The sequence below is a fragment of the Desulfuromonas sp. genome (assembly GCF_002868845.1).
Taxonomy (GTDB): Bacteria; Desulfobacterota; Desulfuromonadia; order Desulfuromonadales; family BM501; genus BM501.
The window spans coordinates 83,859-102,702 of record NZ_PKUB01000016.1; the positions used below are offsets into that span (position 1 = coordinate 83,859).

Genomic DNA, 18,844 nt, shown 5'->3' on the forward strand with positions numbered 1-18,844 from the left:
AAAAACGAAAGCCCCCGGTTGTCGCCGGGGGCTTTTTTGTTTTATTTGAACGAGGACCCCATCGATGCTGCGACTACTCGTATTCCTCACCGTCTTTCTCTCCCTCTACTCGGCCATGCACGCTCTGGTCTACCGGGGGATTCGCCCCCTGCTGCCGGAGGGCTTCCGTCTCAGACTGCCGGGCCTGTTGTTCCTGGCCCTGACGGTAACCGCACCGGTGTCGGCCCGGCTCCTGGAGCGCCTGGGACAGGAGGCCCCGGCCCGAAGCATGGCTTTTTTCGGCTACCTCTGGATGGGCTTCCTTTTCCTTGCCTTCTCGGGGTTTGTCCTGCTTCTGCTGATCGGCCTGGCCCGCCGCCTTTTCTGGCTCTTCTCCCGCCAGTCCAACCCCCCGTCCTGGCGCAGCCGCGCGGGCGCCGTCACGGTCCTGACCTGCGCGCTGCTGACCGGCGCCTACGGCTTCTACGAGGCCGGGCAGCTGCGCGTCGAGTCGGTGCGCATCGAGACAGACAAGCTTCCGGCGGGGGTGGAACGCATCCGGGTGGCCCAGATTTCCGACCTCCACCTGGGCCTGATCCTGCGCCGTGGAACAGCCGAGAAGCTGGCTGCCGACATTCGCGAACTCGAGCCCGACCTGCTCGTTTCCACCGGGGACATGGTCGATGCACGCATTCACCATCTCCCGGAACTGATCGCCCCTTTCGCAGCCCTCTCCCCCCCCCTGGGCAAGTTCGCGGTCACCGGCAACCACGAATACTACGCCGGCATCTCCCAGGCCGGCGAGTTCCTGCGCCGCTGCGGCTTCACCCTGCTGCGGGGGGAATCGGCCGCGGTCGGACCGGGCCTGCTCCTTGCCGGGATCGACGATCCGGCTGGAGGCGAAGATCCCGATGAACTCGCCCTGCTGAAAAAGGGCGCGCCGGACCGCTACACCATCCTCCTCAAGCACCGGCCCTGGGTGGACAAGGAGGCGTTGGCGCATTTCGACCTGCAGCTCTCCGGCCACGCCCACCGGGGGCAGATCTTTCCCTTCAACCTCGTCACAGGGCTGGAATACCCGATGCAGGACGGCCTGTACGCCCTCGCCGGCGGGGCCCGCCTGTACACGAGCCGCGGAACCGGCACCTGGGGCCCGCCGATTCGGGTCCTGTCGCCGCCGGAGCTGACCCTGATCGAAATCGTTCGCAGCACGCCCTCTGAACCCGACTGACATGGTTGGCCCACGCCGGAGATAGCCGCCGCGGCGCCAGCGGAAAAGGGACTCTCCGTTTTTTTCGGACGTCCCCCTCCCCCCCATTCCGCAGCGGCTTTTCCATCTTGTCCTTGACCATTCGATCGCCTTGGGTTACTTTCTCATGAAACCCGAGAAAGGACCTGGCGATCCCGTCGCGCCGCGCTGAAGTTGAATTATAGGAATCGAAGCATCCCCCTCGCCGCAGCGGCCCTGATAACCGTTCTGGCCACCGTGTCGTGGGGAGCGCCGCCGGAGGCGACCTGTCTTTCGGCCCGCTGTCACCAGGGCCTCACCGGGACCAGGTATCTGCACGGTCCGGTCGCGGCCGAGCAGGTTCGAAGCGGGGGCTGCGTAGCCTGTCACCGGCCCGGGGGACGAGGATGCACACCGGCGCATGGCGGCCAGTACAGCCTGCCGGCCAAGGGACTCTGCCTGACCTGCCACGACCAGGGCAGCGCCACCGAGCACTCCCTGGCCCGGACGAATTGCCTCTCCTGTCATGACCCCCACGGAACCGAGTCGGGCCCCAACCTCCTGAGGGCAGGCAGCTGACCGGCGCTTTCCCTTGTTGCCGAGCGGACCAGCCGGCAAGAACCATGAGGCCTTTCGGCCCTTCGCCAGAATGAGAAAGTCCCCCTTGAATCTCCGGAAAAACCTGAGATTGCTGGCCTCCAGGGAGAAGGCCGCGCACGAGCCATCCACGGCGAGGACCGCCGCCCGGGTGAGGCTGGGGCTTGCCTGTCTCGCCACCCTGGGCGTCGCCCTGGGCCTTTTCGAGACCTCGGCCGCCTGGTCCTGGCAACAGTGGACCCTGGCCCTGGCCACCGGCTCCGCCCTTGCGGCCTCCCTTCTGCGGCCCTTGGCGCCTCCCCCGTCCGCCGATCTCCCCCACGGGCTAGGCCATCCCCTTTCGGTCACCGCGGCGGCCTGGATACTCTTCCGCCTGGCCGCCCACACCGGCGCCCCCGCGATCCTGATCCCCGCCGGTGCGGTCGCCTGGCTGGCGGCAACCCGCCCCCCGGCAACGGCGATTCTCTGCCTGCTGGCGGCAACCGGCGCGGAAACCGCCCTGACCCTGTCAGGGCATCAGGCCGGGGGGGCCCTGGCAGCGCAACTCCTCGCCTACGGCGCCGTTGCAGGCGCCGCGACCGTCCTGAGGCGAAAGGGGTCCGCCCCCCGCGCCTCGGCCGAAACCCCTCCCACCGAGGCGACCGCGCCGGGATCGCCCCACGCCCCCCTGCTCTCCGCCCTCAACGCACAGGCCCATGCCGAGCCGGAAGCGACCAACCAGCGCCCCCTGGCCGAGGAACTGGCCGAAACCCTGAAGCTTCAGCTGGAGCTGCTGCGCCAGAGCTTCGAACTGACGACGGTGGCCGTCCTGCTGCCCGACTCCCTGGGGCGGGTCCTGCGCCTGCACTGCGCGGCCTCGACCCGGACTGACCTGGTCCCCGGCCCCTTTCCCATCGGCACCGGGATTACCGGCGCCTTTCTCGGCCCCCAGAACGAGGTCGCCCTCGCCCCTGCCGGCGCCCAGCCCGCCGCCCTGCCCTATTATCCCCAAAAAGCGGAGACCGGGGCGATCCTGGCCCTGCGCATCCCCGATGCGGAGAACAACACCCTGAGAATCCTCTGCGTCGACCGCCGCGACCCGTCCCCCTGGAAAGAGACCGAGCGGCAGGCCCTGCGCCTCGCCGCCGACAAGCTGTGCCGGGACCTGGGCCTGGGACTCCGCATCGAGCAGATGAACCGGGAGAGAAGCGCCGTCCAGCAGGTCTGCGTCGGCCTGAAGTAACTCAACGGGGTGCTCGGCCTTGAAACCGCGTTCGACGCCGCCATCAAGGCGGTCAGGGCCCTGGTGCCGGCCGATTTCGTGGCCATCAGCATGATCGAGGAGGACAGCCACCGCACGGTCCGGGCCGAGGGGGTCAGCGCCGAGAAGCTGCAGGGCAGGACCTTCCCCCTCCACCAGGGCCTGGTGGGGCAGGCCATGAAGTTCAGAAGCACCCTTCCGGATCGCGGGGAGTACCGGGGCAGCATTCCGGTCTTCTGCAGCGACCACCTCTTCAACGGGTACCGCTCCCTGCTCATCATCCCCCTCCAGCGGGAGGAGGGCGAGGCCCTCGGCGCCCTGACCGTGGCGGCCCGGAAACCGGGCCTGTTCACCCGCTCCCTGCGCGAGATTCTCGAGGTCATCGCCGGCCAGGTGGCCATCAAGATCGACCTGGCCCAGTCCCACGAGCAGATCAACAAGCTGGCCACCACCGACGGGCTGACCGGCCTCACCAACCACCGGGCCTTCCAGCACGGCTTCGACGTCATGCTCTCCCGGGCCCGGCGCCGGAAGAGCTCCCTCTGCCTGCTGCTGTGCGACGTCGATTCGTTCAAGGGGATCAACGACACCTTCGGGCATCCCTTCGGCGACAAGGTGCTCCGGGGCGTCGCCGCGACGATGGCCGACACGGCCCGCCTCGTGGACTTGGTCGCCCGCTACGGGGGAGAGGAATTCGCCATTGTCCTGGAAGACTCGGAGGAAGGGGGAGGACGCCAGCTGGGCGAGCGCATCCGCCAAAGGGTCGAAAGCATGGAGTTCCTGCACGAGGGAGAGGCGGTCACCGTCTCCCTCTCCCTTGGGCTGTCGGTCTTTCCCGACGACGGCAGAGACAAGGGGGAGCTTATCTCCCGTGCCGACAAGGCCCTCTACCAGGCCAAGTGCAGGGGCCGCAACCGCTCGGTCGCCTGGTCCGAACTGGCCCGGGAGAACCTCCCACGCAAAGAGATGGAGGGCGGCCTGCTGCCCCAGTCGCCCCCGGCCTGAGCTTCATTGCCCGGCCCCCAGGGCCCCTGATCGATGCCCCCGGCAAAAAAAGCCGACCCTCGCGGGCCGGCCTTTTTGATACAGCTCTCTCCGGGCCTCGCGGCCCGACTCTTCGACGCCCGTGAAAAATGGGCGACTCCCCCTAAAGGAAAATCGGAACGGGATCGATAAGAAGAGGTACCAGGACTTCGTTCATCACCGGAGAGAGAAGACCCATGAAACGATCCGCCGCCGACCTTTCGGGCCAATCCGGACAAAGCGCCGCTGTCGCCGAAGCCCCCCCGAAAAGGGTCCGTCTCGCATACCACCTCCTCCGGGACGTGCTCCCCACCCTCCTGATCCTGGGCACCCTCGGCTGGCTGGCCCTCCTTGCGGCCGGCCAGATCGACCTCGCCCGAAGCGCCCCGGCCCCTCAGGGCTCTTCCGCCTCCCGGTAACGGGCGAAGACCGCCCGGGCCACCGCCCCGGTCACTCCGGGCGCCGCAAGGAGCTCCTCCAGGGTCGCAGCCCTGACCCGCTTGAGACTGCCGAAATGCTTGAGCAGGGCCTTGCGACGGGCCGGACCCACCCCCGGAATCCCCTCCAATGACGAATGCAGCGCCTCCTTGCCCCGCAGCTTGCGGTGGTAGGTCACAGCGAACCGGTGGGCCTCGTCCCGCAGCCGCTCGAGCAGGAACAGGGCGGGCGACCCCGAGCGCAGGGTCACCGGGTTCTTGCGGCCGGGGAGGAAAAACCGCTCCTCGCTGCGTTCCACCGCCTTGCCCCGCACGTTGGCCACCACCCGGCTCTTGGCAATGCCCGCCGCGTCGATCTCCTGTTCGAGGCCCAACTCCCGAAGGACCTCCGAGAGGACGGAGAGCTGCCCCCTGCCCCCGTCGACGAGGATGAAATCGGGCAGCCCCCCCTCCTTGAGGCCCCGCTGCAGGCGGCGCCGCAGGACCTCCCGCAGGCAGGCGTAGTCGTCGGTTCCTTCAACGCTGCGGATACGGAAATGCCGATAGGCGGAGCAGTCCGGCTCGCCTTCGCTCACCACCGCCATGCTGCCCACGGTGAGCCGCCCCTGGACGTGGGAGATGTCGAAGCATTCCATGCGCCTCGGGGAGCGGGACAGGTGAAGGCGCCGGCAAAGCTCCTCGAGTACCGCCTCCCGGGCCTCGCGCCGGCTGCCCCGCTCGCGGAACGATTCGCGGGCGTTGCGCCCTGCCATCCCCACCAGTTCGACCTTGGGCCCGCGCCGGGGGGTCAGCACAGCCACCTTCCTCCCCTTCTTCTCCCCCAGCCACTCCCCAAGAGCCTCGGCGTCGTCAACCGCCAGGGGAAGGAGCACCTGGTCGGGGACGAAGACGTCCCGGCCGTAAAATTCCTGCAGGAAGGAGGAGAGCAGCTCCGTCTCGTCCAGGCGCCAGGTCAGGTTGTAGCTGCGCCGGTCCACGAGCTTGCCCAGGCGGAAGAAAAGGACGGCGATCTCCACTTCGCCGCCCTCGCGGTGAAGACCCACCACGTCCTGATCGCCTCCGGCGGCGGCGTCCACCTTCTGCTTCTCCACGGTCTGTTCCACGGCCCGAATCTGGTCCCGCAGCCTGGCCGCCTCCTCGTAGCGCATGGCCGCGGCGGCGGCGCCCATGCGGGCGCGCATGACATCGACCACCTCGCTCTGCCGTCCAGCAAGGAGCGCGATAACCCCCCGCACCAGCTCGCGATAATCCCCGGCAGAGATCAGGCCGTGACAGGGGGCGCTGCACTGGCCCATCTGGTGGAAGAGACAGGGCCGGCCCCGCCGGCGGCAGCGCTCGATGGGGTAGCGGCGCAGGGGGAAGATGCGGTGGATTTCCTTGAGGGTTTCCTTCACCGCGGCCGAAGAGGCGAAGGGGCCGAAATAGAGGGCCCCGTCCCGGGGCACCCGGCGCACGACCTGAAGGAAGGGGAACTCCTCCCGCGGGTCGAGACGCAGGGAGACATAGGTCTTGTCGTCGCGCAGGTCGATGTTGTATCGGGGCCGGTGCCGCTTGATAAGGGTGTTCTCGAGGATCAGAGCCTCTTTCTCGGTATCGGTGACAATGGTCTCGATGTCCCTGACGCGGTTCATCAGGAAGCGGACATGGAGGCGGCCGTCGCCGGCGGAGGCGAAGTAGCTGCGCAGGCGGGCCCTCAGGCTCTTGGCCTTGCCGACGTAGAGGATCTCCCCCCCCTCCCCCTTCATAAGGTAGACCCCGGGGGCGGTGGGGAACTTCTTCAGGTCGATCTCGGGCAGGGTCGGTTTGGAGCTCATCGGCGGTTCCCTTCGGGCAGGATCGATGGCGGAGGCCCGATGACAAAAAAACCGGGGATCGCCCCGGCTTCATCCGTGATGGGCGGCACCGCCCGGCACCGTCCTGCATAACGGTTTCGAGCATAGCAATCGCCCCCGAAGCTGTCAACCGAACGGGGCCGCCGGCAAGCCCTTCTGAACTCAACGCGAGGAAGACGGAGAGTCGCTGGACATCGATATTTTTCTGGTCGATCCCCGGATGGACTGGTATAATCCAATTTGTTTAATAATTCTCGGGGAGAAGGCGATGAACCCGCTCTGGAGCAATATCTTCCGCAAAAAGGCCGAAGAAGATTCCCTGGCACACTTCCTGGGGGCGGTGCCGGTCTTTTCCGAACTGGTGGGGCGCGACCTCGTCTTTCTGGAAGGTCTGGTCCACAACCGCCACTACTCCCCCCGGGAGGCGGTCTTCGAGGAGGGGGACCCGGGATCGGGCATGTACGTGATCCGCACCGGGCGGGTGGAGATCTTCGTCCGCCGGGAAGGGGGTCGGGAGGAGACCCTGGCCCTGCTCGGCCCGGGAGATTTCTTCGGGGAGACCACCCTGACCGCTCCCGCAACCCGGACCGCCGCGGCCCGCACTCTGGACGCCACCGAACTGGTCGGGCTCTTTCGCGCCGACCTGCTCGAGACGGCGCAGAAACACCCGGGACTGGCCAACCGGATCCTCCTCGGCCTGACCCGCATCGTAAGCGAGCGCCTGCAGGCGGCCGGCCAGGAGGTCCTCCGCCTCAAGGGCCTCTCCGAAACCGCCGGGTCCTCGGGCCCCGTCGACGCATGATCACGCCCCCCGCCTCCCCACAGAGGGGCCTGACCAAGGCCCAGGTCCTGCTGATCTTCCTGGTCCTGACCGCGGCCATCGCCACCGGCCTGTCGATCTTCTCCTCGGCCTCCACGGTCATCTCCCTGTTCAGGACAGCCACCGCGGGCCTTTTCCTGCCGATCCTGCTCTCGCTGATCATGACCTTCCTGCTCGACCCCATTGTGAGCTTCATCGAGCGGGGGGAGATCAGGCGCACCACCTGCATCTTCATCGTCTATTTCCTGATCGCCCTGCTGCTGTACTTCGCCGCGAACTGGTTCGCGCCCCACTGGCAGCAGATGTGGGGCTCGCTGAAGACGGACATGCCGCGCTACCTGTCGCGGATGGTCATGTTCCTCAACGAGGCCCAGACCAACCTGCAGAGCCGGTTCCCCATCATCGAGCACTACGACCTGCCGGGACGGGCCCGCCAGCTGGCCGAACAGTTTCTCGCCCAGATCCTGGTCCAGACCCCCAAATCGGCCCTGCGCATCGGCACCCTGATGATCCTCGGGCCGCTCTTCACCTTTTTCTTCCTGCGCGACGGGCACCGCACCATGCGCGCCTTTATCGGCCTGGTTCCCAACCGCTACTTCGAAATGGCCCACGATCTCTACTACAACGTCAGCCGCCAGATGGCCCATTTCATCCGGGGGCGCATCCTCGAGGCGTTCATTATCGGGATGGTGGTCACCGCGGGGCTCTCCCTGACCGACATCGGCTACGCCCCCATCCTCGGCCTGTTCGCCGGAATCACCAACCTGGTCCCCTATATCGGGCCCATCGTCGGGATGATCCCCGGCATCCTCATCGCCCTTGTCGACCTCGGCATGGGCGGCCAGTTCTGGTGGATCGTCATCGTCTACGTTCTTCTCGCCCAGGTCGTCATCGACAATTTCCTCCTCATCCCCATCCTCATCTCCCGGGTCTCGAACCTCCACCCCCTCTGGGTCATCCTCGCCATTATCATGGGAGGCAAGCTCTACGGGGTGCTCGGGATGATCATCGGCGTGCCGGTCGCCAGCATCATCAAGATCGCCATCCTGGAGACCCGCCATTACCGCCGCACCTTCACCCTCCCCGGAGCGGTCCAAGACAACGACCAGCCGACCGCCTAGAAAGGGGGGAAAGGGGCGGGGCGCCCTTCGACCGGCCGCGGCGCGCCATGGCCCCGACGTCCCGCCCGGCTTGACTTTTCCATGGCGTTTACAACATAATTCCCCAGCCGCAACCTCCCTTCCAAAGACCTTTTATGAGCCGCTACCTGTTCCGATTCATCAAAAAACTCAGCCTGCGCTGGAAAATGGTGGTTCTGGTGATGCCCCTGGTGATCATCCCCATCATCCTGGTCGGCAGCGTCATCGGGGTCATCGCCTCCCGCCAGGCCTACCTCGGCGTCACACAGACCAGCAAGGCCGACCTGGAGCACATGGCCGACTTCACCCTCGACCTGCTCAACTCCCACCACCAGCAGTTCCAGGTCTACCGCCAGGACAAGCGGGAGAGCTTCAAAAAGGACCTCGCCACCCTGACGGACATTGCCTACAACCTCGCCGACTCGCAGAAACACCTGTTCCAGGACGGCCACATCACCCTGGAATCGGCGAAAGCAGAGGTCAAAGAGGGACTGAGGAAGGTCAACGTCGGCGAAAGCGGCTACCTCTTCGCCATCACCAGCAAGGGGGACCTCGAGGTCCACGTCGCACGGGAGGGGGAGAACATCCTCGACGAGCAGGACGAGTGCGGCCGCTACTTTATCCGCGAGATGATCCAGAGCGCCCTGCAGTCCGATCCCGGAGAGGTTCGATACATCATCTACCCATGGCGCAACGCCATCCTCGGCGACACCAATCCGCGCCGGAAGATCGCTGCATACCGCTACTTCCCCGAGTGTGACTGGGTCATCGCCGCCAGCTCCTACCTCGAGGAGACCTACGAAGACCTGGCCTTCGAAACCCGCTCCCTGGAGGAGCTCAAGAAAAAGATCAACGCCAAAAAGGTCGGGCTCACCGGCTATATCTTCGGCATGGACAGCAAGGGCAACTTCAAGATCCATCCCGAGGCCGAGGGGCAGAACTTTTTCGACGCCACCGACTTCAAGGGCAACGCCTTCATCCGGGAGATGTGCGAGAAGAAGAACGGCTGGATCCGCTACCCCTGGAAGAACCCCGGCGACACGGCCCCGCGCATGAAAATCGTGCGCTACGCCTACTTCGAGCCCTGGGACTGGATCGTCGCGGTCGGTTCCTACGAAGACGAATTCTACCGGGAGGCCAACCTGATCAAGTGGCGCATCGTCACCACCATGCTCCTGCTCCCCTTTATCGTCGGGCTGGTGGCCGTCTCCCTCGTCTTCGTCGCCTCCAAGATCCTCACCGAACCGATCAACCACATGATCGGCGTCATCCGCAAGGTCAAGGGCGGCCGAATGGACGAGCAGATGGATGTGGAGACCAGCGACGAACTCGGAGAGCTGGCCGCCACCTTCAACCACATGACCCGGATCATCAAGAGCAACCAGGAGATGGAGGCGACCCTGGCCCAGCAGGGCAAAATGGCCTCGCTCGGGGTTCTCTCCAGCGGCGTGGCCCACGAAATCAACAACCCCCTGGGGGTGATTCTCGGCTACGCCAGCTACCTCGAGAAGAAGATCGGCCCCGAGGACCCGACCTACAACTTCATTCACGAGATCAAGCGCGAGAGCAAGCGCTGCAAAAAGATCGTCCAGGACCTGCTGAGCTACGCCAGGACGCCGAAACCGAGCATGGAGGAGGCCGACGTGAACGACCTGCTCTCGCAGATCGTCGATTTCGCCGCCAACCACACCGACATGCACAACGTGGAGGTGGTCAAGGAGTTCGCCACCGACCTTCCCCCGGTCCGGCTCGACGGCGACCAGATGCGCCAGGTGGCCATCAACCTGATTCTCAACGCCGGAGCCGCCATGGAAGACGGCGGCCGCCTCGTGGTCAGAACGGCCCGGGAGGGCAAGGATGCGCTGCTGGTCTTCCGGGACGACGGCGCCGGCATCGCCCCGGAAGACCTGGAGAGGATCTTCGAACCCTTCTTCACCACCAAGGCGAGAGGGACCGGCCTCGGACTGGCCATCACCAAGCAGATCGTGGAACAGCACCAGGGACGCATCGAGATGGAGAGCACCGTGGGGCAGGGCACCACGGTCACCGTACGCCTGCCCCTGGAACCGGAGGATTTCTGATGACCCCGAAACGGATCATGCTCGTCGACAACGAGGAAGGACTCTGCCGCATGATGGAGGCGGTCCTTCTGGACAGCGGCTACGCGGTCAAGGCCTACACCCGCTCCTTCGAAGCGGTCGAGGAGTTCAAGCCCGACCAGTGGGACCTGGTCATTTCCGACATCAAGATGCCGGGGCTCGACGGTCTCGAGGTGCTGCAGCGGATCAAGGACAAGGCCCCGACGGTCCCTGTGATCATGATCACCGCTTACGCCACCGTGGAGATGTCGATCCAGGCCCTGCGCAAGGGGGCCTACGACATGCTGACCAAGCCCTTCGAGCCCGAGGAGCTGCTCTACCGGGTCAAGAACGCCCTGAAGCACACTCAGCTGATGGAGGAGAACCGGGAACTCAAGGAGGAGCTGGCCGGCAAGTTCCGCTTCGACAACATCATCGGCGCCTCGGCGGGGCTCAGCACCCTCCTGGAGACGGTGACCAAGCTGGCCGTTCGCGACACCTCGATCCTCATCACCGGCGAGTCGGGCACCGGCAAGGAACTCATCGCCCAGGCGATCCACTACAACTCCCCCCGCAAGGAGAAGCGCTTCGTGGCCATCAACTGCGGGGCCCTGCCCGAATCGGTTCTGGAGAGCGAGCTGTTCGGCTCCAAGAAGGGCGCCTTTACCGGGGCCACCGAAAACCGACAGGGCCTGCTCGAGGCGGCCGACGGCGGCACCCTCTTTCTCGACGAAGTCGGCAACCTGCCGATGAACGTCCAGAAGACCCTGCTGCGCTTTCTCCAGGAGAAGGAGTTCCACCGCATCGGCGATACCAAGCCGACCAAAGTCGACGTGCGCATCCTCTCGGCCACCAACTCCGACCTGCTCGCCGAGGTCGAGGCCGGGACCTTCCGGGAGGACCTCTACTACCGCCTCAACGTGGTCAACCTCCACATGCCGCCGCTGCGCGAGCGCCGCGCGGACATCCCCCTGCTCGCCTCCCACTTCATCAATCAGCAGAACGAAAAGTTCGGCACCGACATCAAGGGACTCTCTCACGAAGCCCACCACGCGGCCTGCGACTTCGCCTGGCCGGGCAACATCCGCCAGCTCAAGAACGTCATCGAGGCCTCCATGGCCCTGGAGGGGGGGGACACCATCAGCCTCGATGTCCTCTCCCAGTTCATCGACGTGACCCGGGCCGAGAACGGCCCGGCGGAGGGCGGCGGCAGCGACTACGCCTCCTCTCTGGCCGACTTCGAAACCGACTACCTCAAACAGCTCCTTATCAAGAGCGGCGGCAACGTCGAGGCCGCCGCCAGGGAGGCCGACATGAACATGGCCACCATCTACCGGAAAATGAAAAAGTACGGCCTGCGCAAAGACGACTTCGCGGGGGGATAGCCGCCCCCCTTGCACGATTGCAAATGAACGGGGAGACTTTTGCAAAATCGCGAACCCTCCCCGCATCCCCGCCGCGATGCTTAAGTGGCCGTAATACAGACCGAATCCTCCCCGCCCCCCGCCGGGCACGGCCGCCCCAAACGATTCAGCAACCGGCCCCTTTCGCAGCCCTGCGAAAACCGCCCCCATCCATGCGCCACCCCCCGTCACCCCTTGCCTTGAAAAAAGCTGCAACAACAGTCACTTACAGCCAAACAGCCCGGTTGGCACGGCGGTTGCTACCCCAATGAACCGTTACTCCTTTTGGTGCGGGATGGGGCCGCCAGAGCTGTTGAGGGACAGTTCGGCCTCACTCCCGTGCCGCGCTTTTTCAACCGACCGGGCCTCGGGAGGTTCATGGCCGACGAGAGTCTCTGCCCCTACTTCGGCAAGAACGACGACAGCTGCGACGTCGGTTGCGGGTACATCTCCCCCCACGACGTCCGCATGATCAGCCGCTACTGCTTCTCCCGCCATCCCGACTGCCAAAAACATAAAGAACTCGCCGAGCGCTTCCCCCGCGAGCGCGACATTCCCGCTCCCCTCGTCGCAGCAACCGCCGGGGGGACGCATCACCTGCAAGAGGAGGCGATCTTCATGGCCGACCAGGCTCCCGTCAACGCATCATCCCTGGCCCTCCACGACACTACCGCCAACCCGGCCCCGCTGGGCCTGCTCGGCTTCGGCATGACCACCGTGCTGCTCAACCTGCACAACGCCGGCTTCTTCCCCCTCGACACCATGATCCTCGGCATGGGCATCTTCTACGGCGGCATCGGCCAGATCTTGGTCGGCATCATGGAATGGAAGAAGAACAACACCTTCGGAGCGACCGCCTTCACCTCCTACGGGCTGTTCTGGCTCTCCCTGATCGCCCTCATCGTCCTGCCCAAGACGGGCTGGGGCGAGGCTCCCCAGCCCTCGGCCATGACCGCCTACCTCACGATGTGGGGCCTCTTTACCGCGGTCCTCTTCCTCGGCACCTTCAAGCTGAGCCGCGCCCTGCAGTTCGTGTTCGGCTCCCTGATGATTCTCTTCTTCATGCTCGCCGCGGCCGACGCCACCGGCAACCACGCCCTCAAGACGCTCGCCGGCTGGGAGGGGGTTCTCTGCGGGCTCTCCGCCATCTACACCGGCATGGCCCAGGTGCTGAACGAGGTCTTCGGGCGCACCGTCGCCCCCCTCGGCGAGGTTCGCAAGGCCTGACAGACCGATTCCACAGGAAACGCAAAAGGGCCGCCCGGCATGGGCGGCCCTTTTCTTTTGGAAGCTCCCGTCTTTTCTCAGGGCGAAGATTACGCCCGGGAGACGAAGCGGCCCTCGCGTGTGTCCACCTTGATCTTTTCGCCCGTCTCCAGGTAGCCGGGGACCTGGATGGTGATTCCCGTTTCCAGGGAAGCCTCCTTGGTCTGGGCGACGGCGGTGGCGTTCTTGATCGCCGGAGCGGTCTCGGTGACGATGAGTTCCACCGTCGACGGCGCCTCGACGCTCACCACATGGCCCTCGAAGAGGCCGAGNGAAGAGGCCGAGCACGACCTCCGTCCCCTCCAGCAGATAGCCCTGTACCGGCCCGAAAAGCTCCTCTCCCAGCTCGTACTGCTCGTAGTTCTCCAGGTCTTTTGCGGAAACTCTCAAAACGGGACAAACCTTTCGCATGAAATGCCATCGATTTTAACGGGTCATCACAGCATAGCTTCATAAGTCATTTTATTCAACAGAGCTTCAGGGGAATGTGATCCGAACACATGGGCTCCACGACACGCTACACAACAGCGGTTCTTGATATGCCACACAACAGCGGTTCTTGATATGCCACACATCAGCGGTTCTTGATATGCCACACATCAGCGGTTCTTGATATGCCACACATCAGCGGTTCTTGATATGCCACACATCAGCGGTTCTCGATACGCCACACACGGTATCACTGCCCTCAAATAGTGCAGGCTACCCTGTAATGAGTGGCCTGCACTATTGAATGTTTGTTGGACTGGTCACGAGGCAAGACACACCGACATACTGATGGCAATCGTATCTATGCCCCTGCCCGTGGCATATTGTGAACCGCCCACGATATGCCACGGAGAACGCCCACGGAGAACGCCCACGAAGATTCTGGAACTGTAGCGCCGGGGCAATCGTATCGCTATTCACAAAAGAGCCTTTTTCTTGTCCCTGTGCGTGGCATATCGTGAACCGGACCTCTTGTCTCATTCTTGCCGGCTTTGCGACGCCTATAGCTGTGCAATAACGAGGACTGGTGACGAGGACTGGTGACGAGGACTGGTGACAAGAACTTGGGACAAGGACTGTCCACGAGGACTGTCCACGAGGACTGTCCTCGATTATTTCATGTACTATTCTAGTGAGGAGTGGGACGAAGGAGTGGGATTCCTGTCCCACTCCTTCGCATGATGAAACTATAGGAAAAAATCCTCACTATTCCTCAGACAGTTTTACGTCGAGTTCCGACCTGAATGATGCAATGCTTCCGTCGCGCAAGCACTGGAAAAACTTGTTAAAGTTTTGGCCGGTAAGAAAAGTAAACTTATAACGCGTGGTACTACCTTGATTTTCTAGATGCTCGTTAACCCTGACGAAGTGATTAACCGCATATTAGTTCTTTTTAAAATTCTCAGCAGAAGGTTCTCTCAGCTCTTCGTCACCCTTGATTTCTACAACTACGACCAAGTCTCCAACTTTGACAAAGAAATCAGGACTGAACTTACCACGCTTCGGGTGCTCCCCTTTTTTCCAAGCGTAGTCTATTTCGTAGAAGCGCATCGAAGTAGACTTAAGCCAAGCATCATATTTCGTAACGTTTTCCGCTTGGAGCAGCCCATTGATGAAACGTCTTTCGTTATCTGAATCGGCGATTGCTGCGTTCAATGGGGTCTTAAAGTCATGGCGGTTCGCAACCTGAATTACTTTGTAACCGCTACCAGGCTCTGCTACTTCGTCGAAGAACTCAATTTGTTCATCTGCAACGCTCGAACGTGTTTGGTAAGTATAGAAGAAGGCTTTTGTGCTTCGAAGTTCGGCGGCGGAAACACTACTTGCTTGCCGTTGCTCAGTAGAAAAGGTCTGAAAACTATTGATTTTGGTGGTATAGCGAACATTTTCAGATGTTTTCCGCCGAAGTGTACCTAAGGACTGCAGAAATTTCTGCTTCATGCTTTCAGTGGCAACATCAGTATCAAGACGAGCAAGCGATTTTTGTACGATTTTCTCTAACTTGCGTATCGTAAACTTATCGGTGTAGATAGTCCGCATCTTTGGATCAGGATCTTCAGGGTCCTGGGCTTCTTCTAGCCTGTTATACATATCAATTGCAATTTGCCGTGGTGTATATGTTTTATGTTGAATCGTCGTCTGCCACATGTACCTTTGGCCAGTTGAAGCGCGTTCAAATTCAATACTGACGTCCTCCGATGCGGAATCCGTCGCCAAGTCAACGTACCCCTTTGTGAAGAGGTTATATTCGCGCTCCATCGGCTTTTTAATTGATGTTGGCTCCAAGGTGTAGTCAATAGTATGAAGGTCGAAATGGTTTGGTGAGCCTTCGAGGATACGCGAGGTGAGCCTTTTTTCGATTTCTAAGATCTCATTGACGAGGTGTCTAATACGAGGTGCCCAAGAGTCATGGTTAAAGACCGTCACTTCAGGCTGTTCACCAACCCAGCCGACGGGGACGCGCAATCCACGGCCCAAAACCTGAGCAATAAGCAACTTGCTGTTGAAGGCGCGTTCCTCATGTGGGACGATTTGGAATACTCGCTTAACGTCCCAGCCCTCATTGAGCATTGATACGGCAATAATCCATTCAACGGGGTTATCCGGCATGTCGACGCGTGAGAGCTTATAAACATCCGGGGCGTTATTGTATACAACCAAGACTTTCTCGTTGATTGTTTCTGGAGACTGCCCGGCTTCTTCAATCAAGAATGCCTTGAGTTCTTCGGCCACGTCTTTGCATTTCGCTATCGTCTGCGTAACAATAATGGTAAGTGGTTTAATGTTTCGTTTCTTTAGCTTGCTCCGCGCCTCTTCATGCTTACTGCAGACTACCTGCCACTTTTCGTTAGGGTCTCCCGTACGCGGCATCTCCGCAACATACTCAACTCTTTTGACATATTTTTCTTCCATTGCCTGACGGAGAGAATAGCGGAAAATTACGTCTGAAAAGTATTCATTCGCAACATAGCAGGTGCCTGACACCCCGATGATATATCGAAAATCGTAATCAGGATTAGTGAGAAACTCTTTCCATTTTTTTGTTTTTGCCGCCGACTCATTGGCTACATGGTGCGTTTCATCGTTCAAAACTGCTACGCGGGAACCCTTACCTTTCAGGCTGTCGCTGATTGACGAACCGACATGCTCTAATATTGCATGATAGTTCTCTACACAGATGCTCCCTTGGGTGATGGTTTGGCTAGCATTGATAATCGATGGGGCGGCAATCTTACTCCCGACGGGAAGCTGATCCATCAAGTCCGCCCTGGACGCTAGTTGACGGAACTTTTCCAAAAGACCATCCTCAATGGTGGTGGATGGACACAAAACTAGAACCCGGTCAACTACACCCTCAGCTAAAAGGATAGCTGCCAATCCGTACATTACGTAGCTTTTGCCAGTTCCGGTCGCAAGGTCTAGTGATGCAGCAAGCTTGTAAGGTATTTGCAAGTGGCGCTGCATTCCGGCCCAGGACCCATAGCGCGTTTCAAGCGTAGAGTTCTCTTCAAGGTTATCCTTTGCAAGAGCGCGTAAATCGGGATACTCACCACCTAGCAGATACCGCAGAGTTGTTCGTATCGCTTCTTTCTGATATTCGCGAGTCTCACAAAGCTCTTCGATGAAATCTTCATACTTACTCTCATCCCATTTAGCCCGATCAATGGCCGGGCTAACCTTGAGTAGCAAGTCTTCGTTTCGAAAGCGTTGATTATTGGCATTTTTGGCCATCATCAGCTCCGTTTCTTTGACTTCGCTTGGCCTTTAGATGTCTCGGCTAGGGCAGTTGAGAACGACTTACGTGCGACGACCTCTCTCGCTTCGTTGCCATAGATATCGAGAAATACCACCATGATATTCTCACCTAGACGATCTAACTTGAACCAAGTTTGCCATTCGTGTGCTTCTAGCTCATGTGCAAAGTGAGTTTCGTCCATATCAAAGACTGCGCCGTTGTAATTGAAGTCCACCATCAGCATCGAGAAGGTTTCCAATCCGCCTTTTGTGTCTTTGCCTCTCAGTCGAGCACGGCTTTCAAAATCCTTTATCTGCAAGCATGCTTCTTCAAGCTTTTTGCCCTTTCGCTTTTTTAAGTCAATCGACCAGTCCACTAGCGGTGGTTGGATGAAGTCAAAGCCAACAGCATCTACAGTATCATTTACTGCTGTTTCGTCGTTGGGTTGCTGAAGGGCACTGAACTCACGGGAATGCAATTCGTTAATTACAGAATATGGAATGCGCAGAGCATAGTAGCGCACGCCACCGCAATCAATGTAGTCCTGCTGGAAATCAAACACTCCTCGTGGTGCCACAATGAAAAATCGATTGCCAATTTTTTTGCCGACGGCACCATGAATATCATGAATCGTTTCCTCATCGATCCTCTGCCCAGGATTTTCCTGATGATTTAACACGAGAACACTCGCGCCCTTGAGTTTGCCGTCGAGCTTCAGCCCGCCGATGGAATGAGGTTCCTCTTTGCAGCCAAATAGTTGTAGTGCAAAAAAACGCCATTCGAACCATGGAAGTTGTTTCAAGGTCGAGAAGTCATATAGACCAGCGTTGTAGACCGTAAAGGGTTTTGGTGAAAGGCATTTTCCTTTGTTGCCGATTTTTTCCTTCATGTTTAGCATTCTCTTCTGTATTGAGTAGATAGAAAGCTTGCCGCAATCAATACCAGCCCAGCGGCGCCCGAGTTTTTCTGCTACAGCCAAAGAAGTGCCTGAACCCGCAAACGCGTCAAAGACAATATCTCCTTCAGAGGAAGATGTTTTTATGATTCTTTCCAGAAGAGATTCCGACTTTTGGGTCGGGTAGTCAAGCCGCTCAGCCGCTTGCGAATTTACCGGATTAACATCGGTCCACACATCGGAAAGTGGAACACCTGGTAGGTCTTTAACGAACCGTTTTATCCGGGCTACTCCGTTTCTTGTATAGTAAAGCTTATTCTCTTTTGCATACTTCCGCATCGTATCAATAGGGCATCTCCACGTACGAAAAACCCCTTTCCAGTCATATGGGTAGCCGCCACCCCTCAGACCAGTACCAATCAAATTATCATCCGCATACCTTTCCCCCTTTCGAGGGCCTTTGGTTTCAATATGCTTGTAGCGCTCAGCGATGTAAGCTTCCGTATAATCTGTGAACTGTTGGTTGAAGGTGAATTTTGATGACTTAGAATAAAGTAGCAAAGTGTCATGTACGTTTGCATAAAGGCTTGAGTCGCTATGCGCTGAAGTCCTTTTCCAGATGACTTCATTGACGAACCGTTCTTCACCAAAAATCTCATCTAAAACCACTTTCATGTAATGAATCTTCTTGGTGTCCAGATGAAAATAAAGACAGCCGTCGTCAGCCAGAAGCTCGTAAAGAAAGACAAGTCTCTTGCGCATGAACTCTACGAACTGAGCACCTGCAATTTTATCTTGATATGCTTTTTGCTCTTTACTGCCTCGGAATTCCTGTTTAGTCGCGAAGGGTGGATCGATATAAATAAGCTTTACCCCAGGAGAACCGTCCGCATTTACAAGTTCATTACGTTCTTTCATTCTCAACAGGCTTTTCATCGCCTGAAGGTTGTCACCGAAAATCAGTTTGTTGTGCCAGTCGGCGCTATTTTTTCCAAACGAGCTTGCAGGCTGGAGAGGGACACCCATCGTCCCACGGATAACTTCCTCTTTCCGCTCTTTACCGTGATAAACGAGTTCATATTCTTGCTTGTCGGGGGGGAAGAGTATCCTCGACCATTCTGTGGGTAGGTCTTCACCGCGTCGGAGCGCATCAATTACCATCTGTCTAAAATCGTCTTTCATT

The 18,844-nt window shown here is 60.1% G+C and carries 13 protein-coding genes and 2 pseudogenes; 10 read left to right on the plus strand and 5 right to left on the minus strand.

The window, feature by feature from the left end; translation table 11 throughout:
• The first annotated feature begins 64 nt into the window (after positions 1–64).
• The 5 genes from C0617_RS04785 (at position 65) to C0617_RS04805 (ending at position 4,486) form a co-directional block, all read left to right on the plus strand.
• Positions 65–1,210, plus strand: a complete 1,146-nt coding sequence (locus C0617_RS04785) for a metallophosphoesterase (protein WP_291315873.1) — start codon at positions 65–67, stop codon at positions 1,208–1,210.
• Positions 1,211–1,402: 192 nt separating this feature from the next.
• The gene (locus C0617_RS04790; RefSeq protein ID WP_291315874.1) at positions 1,403–1,786 is read left to right on the plus strand and encodes a cytochrome c3 family protein; all 384 of its coding nucleotides are present in this window, start codon (positions 1,403–1,405) and stop codon (positions 1,784–1,786) included.
• An 85-nt stretch (positions 1,787–1,871) separates the two neighbouring features.
• Complete coding sequence (locus C0617_RS04795; RefSeq protein WP_291315875.1) at positions 1,872–3,026, plus strand: hypothetical protein; 1,155 nt, start codon at positions 1,872–1,874, stop codon at positions 3,024–3,026.
• A 9-nt stretch (positions 3,027–3,035) separates the two neighbouring features.
• Entirely contained in the window at positions 3,036–4,049 is a 1,014-nt protein-coding gene (locus tag C0617_RS04800) for a sensor domain-containing diguanylate cyclase (RefSeq protein WP_291315876.1), read from the plus strand.
• 215 nt (positions 4,050–4,264) lie between these two features.
• Positions 4,265–4,486, plus strand: a complete 222-nt coding sequence (locus C0617_RS04805) for a hypothetical protein (protein WP_291315877.1) — start codon at positions 4,265–4,267, stop codon at positions 4,484–4,486.
• Here C0617_RS04805 and uvrC read toward each other — a convergent pair.
• Positions 4,462–6,318 (minus strand): excinuclease ABC subunit UvrC, encoded by a 1,857-nt coding sequence (uvrC, locus tag C0617_RS04810; RefSeq protein WP_291315878.1) that lies wholly within the window; start codon positions 6,316–6,318, stop codon positions 4,462–4,464. The two genes, C0617_RS04805 and uvrC, sit on opposite strands and share 25 nt — an antisense overlap.
• 286 nt (positions 6,319–6,604) lie before the next feature.
• Here uvrC and C0617_RS04815 point away from each other — a divergent pair, with 286 nt between their 5' ends.
• From C0617_RS04815 to C0617_RS04835, 5 genes are all read left to right on the plus strand, one after another.
• Positions 6,605–7,138 carry a cyclic nucleotide-binding domain-containing protein gene (locus C0617_RS04815; RefSeq protein WP_291315879.1) on the plus strand — a complete coding sequence of 178 codons (534 nt, stop codon included), beginning with the start codon at positions 6,605–6,607 and terminating at the stop codon, positions 7,136–7,138.
• A complete protein-coding gene (locus C0617_RS04820) occupies positions 7,135–8,277 on the plus strand; it encodes an AI-2E family transporter (RefSeq protein WP_291315880.1) in 1,143 nt (380 codons plus the stop codon). Before C0617_RS04815 ends, C0617_RS04820 begins: the two co-directional genes overlap by 4 nt.
• Before the next feature lie 134 nt (positions 8,278–8,411).
• Complete coding sequence (locus tag C0617_RS04825; RefSeq protein ID WP_291315881.1) at positions 8,412–10,376, plus strand: cache domain-containing protein; 1,965 nt, start codon at positions 8,412–8,414, stop codon at positions 10,374–10,376.
• Positions 10,373–11,758, plus strand: a complete 1,386-nt coding sequence (locus C0617_RS04830) for a sigma-54 dependent transcriptional regulator (RefSeq protein ID WP_363324407.1) — start codon at positions 10,373–10,375, stop codon at positions 11,756–11,758. Before C0617_RS04825 ends, C0617_RS04830 begins: the two co-directional genes overlap by 4 nt.
• A gap of 636 nt (positions 11,759–12,394) precedes the next feature.
• Positions 12,395–13,003, plus strand: coding sequence for an acetate uptake transporter (locus C0617_RS04835; protein WP_363324406.1), 609 nt, complete (start codon positions 12,395–12,397; stop codon positions 13,001–13,003).
• Between the two features lie 89 nt (positions 13,004–13,092).
• On the opposite strand, the pseudogene C0617_RS04840 reads toward C0617_RS04835, so the two are convergent.
• The 4 genes and pseudogenes from C0617_RS04840 to C0617_RS04855 form a co-directional block, all read right to left on the minus strand.
• A pseudogene (locus C0617_RS04840) lies at positions 13,093–13,314 on the minus strand (elongation factor P); the annotation flags it as partial.
• 1 nt (position 13,315) lies between these two features.
• Positions 13,316–13,414, minus strand: a pseudogene (locus tag C0617_RS04845) (elongation factor P); the annotation flags it as partial.
• 999 nt (positions 13,415–14,413) lie between these two features.
• Complete coding sequence (locus C0617_RS04850) at positions 14,414–16,762, minus strand: DEAD/DEAH box helicase family protein (protein WP_291315884.1); 2,349 nt, start codon at positions 16,760–16,762, stop codon at positions 14,414–14,416.
• Positions 16,763–16,764: 2 nt separating this feature from the next.
• Positions 16,765–18,843, minus strand: coding sequence for a site-specific DNA-methyltransferase (locus tag C0617_RS04855; protein WP_291315885.1), 2,079 nt, complete (start codon positions 18,841–18,843; stop codon positions 16,765–16,767).
• Position 18,844: the final 1 nt, after the last annotated feature.

Coding starts and splice junctions, on each gene's coding strand:
- C0617_RS04785 (WP_291315873.1), top strand. CDS start 65: ATGCTGCGACTACTCGTATTCCTCACCGTCTTTCTCTCCCTCTACTCG.
- C0617_RS04805 (WP_291315877.1), top strand. CDS start 4,265: ATGAAACGATCCGCCGCCGACCTTTCGGGCCAATCCGGACAAAGCGCC.
- uvrC (WP_291315878.1), bottom strand. CDS start 6,318: ATGAGCTCCAAACCGACCCTGCCCGAGATCGACCTGAAGAAGTTCCCC.
- C0617_RS04815 (WP_291315879.1), top strand. CDS start 6,605: ATGAACCCGCTCTGGAGCAATATCTTCCGCAAAAAGGCCGAAGAAGAT.
- C0617_RS04820 (WP_291315880.1), top strand. CDS start 7,135: ATGATCACGCCCCCCGCCTCCCCACAGAGGGGCCTGACCAAGGCCCAG.
- C0617_RS04825 (WP_291315881.1), top strand. CDS start 8,412: ATGAGCCGCTACCTGTTCCGATTCATCAAAAAACTCAGCCTGCGCTGG.
- C0617_RS04835 (WP_363324406.1), top strand. CDS start 12,395: ATGGCCGACCAGGCTCCCGTCAACGCATCATCCCTGGCCCTCCACGAC.
- C0617_RS04850 (WP_291315884.1), bottom strand. CDS start 16,762: ATGGCCAAAAATGCCAATAATCAACGCTTTCGAAACGAAGACTTGCTA.
- C0617_RS04855 (WP_291315885.1), bottom strand. CDS start 18,843: ATGAAAGACGATTTTAGACAGATGGTAATTGATGCGCTCCGACGCGGT.